General features: G+C 68.7%; 5 protein-coding genes and 1 riboswitch. Of the genes, 2 read left to right on the top strand and 3 right to left on the bottom strand.

Going from position 1 to position 6,538, the window contains the following annotated elements; translation table 11 throughout:
- Positions 1-83 precede the first annotated feature (83 nt).
- Positions 84-1,004, bottom strand: a complete 921-nt coding sequence (locus tag AC07XP_RS13510) for a LysR family transcriptional regulator (RefSeq protein ID WP_062474000.1) — start codon at positions 1,002-1,004, stop codon at positions 84-86.
- Between the two features lie 102 nt (positions 1,005-1,106).
- On the opposite strand from AC07XP_RS13510, the gene AC07XP_RS13505 reads away from it, so the two are divergent.
- On the top strand, positions 1,107-1,544 hold the full coding sequence (locus tag AC07XP_RS13505) for a PACE efflux transporter (protein ID WP_062473998.1): 438 nt from the start codon (positions 1,107-1,109) through the stop codon (positions 1,542-1,544).
- Between the two features lie 21 nt (positions 1,545-1,565).
- Here the strand turns inward: AC07XP_RS13505 and AC07XP_RS13500 are convergent, their stop codons facing one another.
- Together AC07XP_RS13500 and AC07XP_RS13495 are read right to left on the bottom strand one after the other, a co-directional pair.
- Entirely contained in the window at positions 1,566-2,477 is a 912-nt protein-coding gene (locus AC07XP_RS13500; RefSeq protein ID WP_495264949.1) for a lipase secretion chaperone, read from the bottom strand.
- 11 nt (positions 2,478-2,488) lie between these two features.
- The gene (locus AC07XP_RS13495) at positions 2,489-3,544 is read right to left on the bottom strand and encodes an esterase/lipase family protein (RefSeq protein ID WP_235926910.1); all 1,056 of its coding nucleotides are present in this window, start codon (positions 3,542-3,544) and stop codon (positions 2,489-2,491) included.
- 132 nt (positions 3,545-3,676) lie between these two features.
- A riboswitch (S-adenosyl-L-homocysteine riboswitch) is annotated at positions 3,677-3,752 on the top strand.
- A gap of 22 nt (positions 3,753-3,774) precedes the next feature.
- On the opposite strand from AC07XP_RS13495, the gene metH reads away from it, so the two are divergent.
- Positions 3,775-6,537: a methionine synthase gene (gene metH / locus AC07XP_RS13490; RefSeq protein WP_495264948.1), complete on the top strand. Its 2,763-nt coding sequence runs from the start codon at positions 3,775-3,777 to the stop codon at positions 6,535-6,537.
- The last annotated feature ends 1 nt before the right edge of the window (position 6,538 follow it).

The raw sequence follows: 6,538 nt of genomic DNA, 5'->3' as shown, positions 1-6,538 counted from the left end.
GAGGAGGGCGTCCGCACGGCGGGGGCGGTGGGCACGGCGGTGGAGGCGGGCACGGCCACGGCCACGGAAAGAATTGACCCGGCTCACACGGCCGGCGTCCCGATGCCGGCTGCCGCCTGCCGGTCGCGCGCGATCAGCGCCACGAAGCGCTGCGCGCCCAGGCCCAGCGGCCGTTCGCGCGACCACACCACGTCCACCCACAGGTCCAGCCCGTTGCTGAGGTTCTCGAACGGGATCTCGACCAGCGCGCCCGCCGCCACGTGCGGGCGCGCGAAGTTGCGCGGCAGCCAGCCCCAGCCCAGCCCGGCGGTGATCAGGCTCAGCGCGGCCAGCGCGTTGTCGGTGCGCCAGACATGCCGCGCGAACACGAAGCGCGGGTCGCTGGTGGCCAGGTCGCGCCCCGCGACCACGATCTGGCGCGTGTTGGTCAGGTGCTCCTCGCGCAGGCGCCCGCCGGCCGCGGCGCGCAGCACGGGGTGCTCGGGCGCCATCACGGCCACCATGGTGTCGCTGCCCACCTCCTGGAAGCCCTCGCGGCCGTCGAGGCTGGGGCGCTCGAACACCAGCGCCAGCTGCGCCCGGCCGCTGTGCAGCAGCGCCAGCGCGTCGGCCTGCGGTGCGGCCAGCACCTCGACCTGCAGCAGCGGGTAGTCGTCGGCCAGCGCGGCCAGCGGCCCGCTCCAGGGCGCGGCCAGCAGCTCGGGCGCGATGGCCAGCGTGAGCCGGTCTTCCAGCCCCTGCGTGAGCGCCAGCGCCTGCACCTGCAACTGCCGCAGCTGGGCCGCGAGCAGCCGCGCCTGCGGTTCGAGCGAGCGCGCGGCGGACGTGGGCTGGGGCTCGCGGCCGCTGCGGTCGAACAGCGGCAGCGCCAGCTCGGCCTCGAGATTGGCGATGGCCATGCTGACGGCCGACGGCACTTTGCGCAGCGCCCGCGCGGCGGCCGAGAACGAGCCGTGGTCGATCACGGCCAGGAAGACCTCGACGTTGTCGCTGGAGAAAGCCATGGCGCCCCGATCTATCAATAAAACTGAAATAAGTTAACTTTTTATATCAACTAAAAGCAAATAAAGTCCCTCCATCGCAGTCAAACACACAGAGAAACAGTCATGCAGGGCCTTCAGCGTCGGATCGTTTACATCTCCCTCTACGAGGGCATCGCCATCGTGGCGGCCAGCGCCGGCCTGGCCCTGATGTCGGATGCGGGGCTCGGCCACTCGGGCCTGCTGGCCGTGGGCGCCTCGGTGATCGCGGTGATCTGGAACCTGACCTTCAACGCCCTGTTCGAGCGCTGGGAGTCGCGCCAGGCGGTGCGCGGGCGCAGCCTAAAGCGCCGCATCGCCCACGCCATCGGCTTCGAGGGCGGCCTGATCGCCTTCCTGGTGCCGATGCTGGCCTGGGGACTGGGCGTGTCGCTCTGGCAGGCGCTGGTGATGGACCTGGGTCTGGTGGTGTTCTTCCTGGTCTACACCTTCGTCTTCAACTGGGCCTTCGACCGCGTGTTCGGCCTGCCGGCCTCGGCCATGGGCGAAGCGCAGCCTGCGTAAGCCTGCGCTTACTTGGCGGATTTATCGCGCCGGCTTGGACGCGGCAGCCGAGCGCATCGCCAGGGCACCGCTCAGGCGCAGGCGCTCGTTCTCGTTGAAGAGCGTCTCGCGCAGCTGGGCCCGCTCGGCCTCGGGCGCGCTGGCGTAGCGGTCGAGCCGGGCATTCCATTCCTGGGTTTCCTGGTCGAGCGTGGCCAGGCCGCGCGCCACCTCGTAGCCGTAGGCCTCGCTGCGCGCGGCAAAGCGCTCCTGGGGGCTGGCGCCGCGCGCCTGCAGCGCCTCGGTCTGGCGCATCACGTCCAGATGGGCCACCGCCTCCTTGCGCACCTCGCGCTGCGCCGGCGACAGCCAGGCCTGCTCGCTTTGCGCCAGCGCCGCGGCGCGCTGCTCGGGCGTGAGGTCGGGGTTGGACAGCAACTCCATCTTCTCGGCCATGAACCGGTCCTGCCGGATCTGGTCGCCGAACAGGCCTTCGATTTCCTCGGGCGCGAAGAACTGCCGGCGCACCGCTTCGCGCGCCTCCAGGCTGCGCCGCAGGAAGGCCGGGTCGCCGGGCGCGGGCGGCTGCAGGGTGCGCAGGGCCTCCTGCATGTCGACGTAGCGCTCCAGCAGGCCCAGCGCGCGCACGCGCCAGTCTTCGCGCAGGCGCTGGGCGAGCAGGGCGGGCGCGCGGGCCATCAGCGTGGCCTTGCTGTCGGCCTGCGCTTCGGCGAGCACCTGGTCGAAGAGGGTGATGAGGTCGCTGGTGAGGAGGGCGTCGGGGGCCGCGGCAGCTTGCGGCACAGCCGGGGGCACGCCGGGCACCGCGACCGCCGCCGTGGCGCGGGGCGCGCCGGCCTGCGGCGCATCGACCGCCCCGGGGCCGAGCGCCAGCCAGCCGGTCCCCGCGGCCACCAGCGCGACCACGCCGATGGTCAAGGCCACACCGCGCATGCGCAGCGTCCTCAGAGCCCCGCGCTCTTGAGTCGCGCGGCCTGTTCCCTGAACAGCTCCGGCGGCTTCTTCTCGTAGTACGGGAACTGGCTGCCGTAGGTGTTGCCGAAGGCCTGGTTCACCTCGTCCAGGTGGTTCTGGCGGTAGTCGCCCAGGTGGGTGCCCAGGCGCGTGGTGCAGACCGCGAGCAGGCCGTCGTTGGCCTCGCCGAAGAAGAACAGGCTGCCCAGGGTCGACAGCGCCGTGTCGCTCGGGTCGAACAGGTTGAAGCTGGTCGACACGCCCGACCACGAGTAGTAGCGCACGCCGTTGGCCACGGCCGCACCGCTCTTCACGTCGCACGACGAGCCCGGCGCGGGGCGCCCCTGCGGGAACTTGGCGTCGAAGGCCGCGCCGCCCGCCGTGGTCAGCGAGGCCAGCGCGTTCAGCGGCACCTCGGGCAGCTGGCTCGGGTCCTTGCCCGAGAGAAAACCGATCAGCCCCGTCAGCAGGCCGACGGCCTTCACCACCAGGGTCTGGCCGATGCCGCCTTCGGGCAGCTTGGCCAGCAGGTCGGCCACCTTCGAGCCGCCGTTGGCACCGCCCACCGAGGTGACCGAGGCCACCATGTCGGGCGCCACGGCCGCCACGTAGCGCACCGTGGGCGAGCCCTGCGAATGGCCGATGAGGTTGAATTTGAGCGTGGGGTTCTGCTCCAGCGCGCGGATGGTCTTGAGCTCCTGCAGCAGCTGCTCGCCGCGGATCTCGGAGGTGTTGGTGCCCGACACCTGCGCCACGTACACCTTGGCGCCCGCTGCGGCCAGCCTGCCGGGGATGTCGTAGAAGTAGTCGACGCCCAGCAGGTTGTCGAAGCCCAGCAGGCCGTGGACCAGCACGATCGGGTACTTCGTCTTCGCCGTGTCGGAGGTGACGCGGGCCTCGACGCGGGTGGCGCTGTCGCCGGCCGCGGCACGCGCTGGTGGCGCGTGAACCGCGAGGGCCGCGGCGGCCAGGAGGCCGCAGCTCAAGGCCACGGCGCGCATCGGGGTGGCTGCATGCTGCAACCGGACATTCCACTTCCTGGCCATCGGCGAACTCCCTTACGTTTGGTTAAAAACACGAACGTTCGTTCAGAAACGGTGGGCGCATTCTGTTGACACGTGCAGGAATGAAAACTGGGGTTTTCCCAGGGCGCAATCGAATCGACCTAAAATGCGCGACTTCCCAAGGAGCGTTGCAGCGGTTCGCCACAGAGGCGAATCGTCAGGCTTGGGGCGACAACGACGCTCGCCTGTCCGACTCTTCCGCAGGTGAGGCCATGTCCCAGATTCCCGCATCCGTTTCCGCTCCCGTCGCTCCCCCTCCCATGAAGCTGTCCGGCCTCGAGCCGGTCGCCATCGGCGAAGGCTCGCTGTTCGTCAACATCGGCGAGCGCACCAACGTCACCGGCTCCAAGGCCTTCGCGCGCATGATCCTCAACGGCCAGTTCGAGGACGCCCTGGCGGTCGCGCGCCAGCAGGTGGAGAACGGCGCGCAGGTGATCGACATCAACATGGACGAGGCCATGCTCGACAGCAAGGCCGCCATGGTGCGTTTCCTGAACCTCATCGCCAGCGAGCCCGACATTGCGCGCGTGCCGGTGATGGTCGACAGCTCCAAGTGGGAGGTCATCGAGGCCGGCCTGCGCTGCATCCAGGGCAAGGGCATCGTCAACTCCATCTCCATGAAGGAGGGCGTCGACAAGTTCAAGCACGAGGCCAAGCTGGTCAAGCGCTACGGCGCCGCCGCCGTGGTCATGGCCTTCGACGAGAAGGGCCAGGCCGACACCTACGCACGCAAGATCGAGATCTGCGAGCGCGCCTACCGCGTGCTGGTCGACGAGGTGGGCTTTCCGCCCGAAGACATCATCTTCGACCCGAACATCTTCGCCATTGCCACCGGCATCGAGGAGCACGACAACTACGCGGTCGACTTCATCAACGCCGTGCGCTGGATCAAGGAGAACCTGCCCGGCGCCAAGGTGTCGGGCGGCGTGAGCAACGTGAGCTTCAGCTTCCGCGGCAACGACCCGGTGCGCGAGGCCATCCACACCGTGTTCCTGTACCACGCGATCCAGGCGGGCATGGACATGGGCATCGTCAACGCCGGCATGGTCGGCGTGTACGACGACCTGGAACCCACGCTGCGCGAGCGCGTGGAAGACGTGGTGCTCAACCGCCGCCCCGACGCCGGCGAGCGCCTCGTCGAAGTCGCCGAGACCGCCAAGAGCGGCGCCAAGGACGACAGCAAGAAGCTCGAATGGCGCGGCACGCCCGAGCACCCGGTGCACGTCAACCAGCGCCTGTCGCACGCGATGGTGCACGGCATCACCGACTTCATCGTCGAAGACACCGAAGAGGCCTACCAGCAGATCCTCGCCAAGGGCGGGCGTCCGCTGCACGTGATCGAAGGCCCGCTCATGGACGGCATGAACATCGTGGGCGACCTCTTCGGCCAGGGCAAGATGTTCCTGCCGCAGGTGGTGAAGTCGGCGCGCGTGATGAAGTCGGCCGTGGCCCACCTCATCCCGTACATCGAGGAAGAAAAGCGCCAGGACGAGGCCGCGGGCCGCGACGTGCGCACCAAGGGCAAGATCATCATCGCCACCGTGAAGGGCGACGTGCACGACATCGGCAAGAACATCGTCACCGTCGTGCTCCAGTGCAACAACTTCGAAGTGGTGAACATGGGCGTGATGGTCCCGTGCCACGAGATCCTGGCGAAGGCGAAGGTCGAGGGCGCGGACATCGTCGGCCTGTCGGGCCTCATCACGCCCAGCCTCGAAGAGATGCAGTACGTGGCCGGCGAGATGCAGAAGGACGACCACTTCCGCATCAAGAAGATCCCGCTGCTCATCGGCGGCGCCACCACCAGCCGCGTGCACACGGCCGTGAAGATCGCGCCGCACTACGAAGGCCCCGTGGTCTACGTGCCCGACGCCTCGCGCAGCGTGAGCGTGGCGCAGAGCCTGCTCTCGGACCAGGCCACCGCGTACATCGACGAGATCAACGCCGACTACGAGAAGGTGCGCACGCAGCACGCCAACAAGAAGCAGGTGCCGATGTGGCCGCTGGCCAAGGCGCGCGCCAACAAGACGCCCGTCGACTTCGCGAACTTCGTGCCCACCGTGCCCAAGTTCATCGGCCGGCGCGTGTTCAAGAACTTCGACCTCACCGAGCTGGCCAAGTACATCGACTGGGGCCCGTTCTTCCAGACCTGGGACCTGGCCGGCCCGTTCCCTGCCATCCTGAAGGACGAGATCGTCGGCACCGAGGCCGTGCGCGTGTACGCCGACGGCCAGCGTATGCTCAAGCGCCTCATCGAAGGGCGCTGGCTCAGCGCCAGCGGCGTGGTCGGCTTCTGGCCCGCCAACACGGTGAACGACGACGACATCGAGCTGTACACCGACGAGACGCGCAGCGAAGTCGCGCTCACCTGGTACGGCATGCGCCAGCAGACCGAGAAGCAGATGATCGACGGCGTGATGCGCCCCAGCCGCTGCCTGGCCGACTTCGTCGCGCCCAAGGACAGCGGCGTGAAGGACTACGTGGGCGTGTTCGCCGTCACGGCCGGCCTGGGCGTCGAGAAGAAAGAGAAGTTCTTCATCGACGACCTCGACGACTACTCGGCCATCATGCTCAAGGCCCTGGCCGACCGGCTGGCCGAGGCTTTTGCCGAAGCCATGCACCACCGCGTGCGCACCGACCTGTGGGGCTACGCGCCCCACGAAGGCCTGAGCAACGACGACATGATTGCCGAGAAGTACCGCGGCATCCGCCCCGCGCCCGGCTACCCGGCCTGCCCCGACCACAGCGTGAAGGGCCCGATGTTCGACCTTCTGAACTGCGCGGACATTGGCATGACCCTGACGGAGAGCCTCGCTATGATGCCCGCCGCCAGCGTGAGCGGCTTCTACCTCGGGCACCCCGATGCGACGTACTTCAACGTCGGCAAGATCGGGCACGACCAGTTGCAGGACCAGGCCGCGCGGCGCCACACGAGCGAATCGGAGCTCGAGCGCCTGCTGGCGCCGAACCTTTGAA

The organism is Variovorax sp. GW531-E2 (genome assembly GCF_059423125.1).
This window is presented reverse-complemented; position numbering and strand designations above follow the sequence as displayed.

What these genes read in the sequence shown, in the direction of transcription:
- AC07XP_RS13510 (WP_062474000.1), bottom strand. Translation starts at nt 1,004, where the DNA reads ATGGCTTTCTCCAGCGACAACGTCGAGGTCTTCCTGGCCGTGATCGAC.
- AC07XP_RS13505 (WP_062473998.1), top strand. Translation starts at nt 1,107, where the DNA reads ATGCAGGGCCTTCAGCGTCGGATCGTTTACATCTCCCTCTACGAGGGC.
- AC07XP_RS13500 (WP_495264949.1), bottom strand. Translation starts at nt 2,477, where the DNA reads ATGCGCGGTGTGGCCTTGACCATCGGCGTGGTCGCGCTGGTGGCCGCG.
- AC07XP_RS13495 (WP_235926910.1), bottom strand. Translation starts at nt 3,544, where the DNA reads ATGGCCAGGAAGTGGAATGTCCGGTTGCAGCATGCAGCCACCCCGATG.
- metH (WP_495264948.1), top strand. Translation starts at nt 3,775, where the DNA reads ATGTCCCAGATTCCCGCATCCGTTTCCGCTCCCGTCGCTCCCCCTCCC.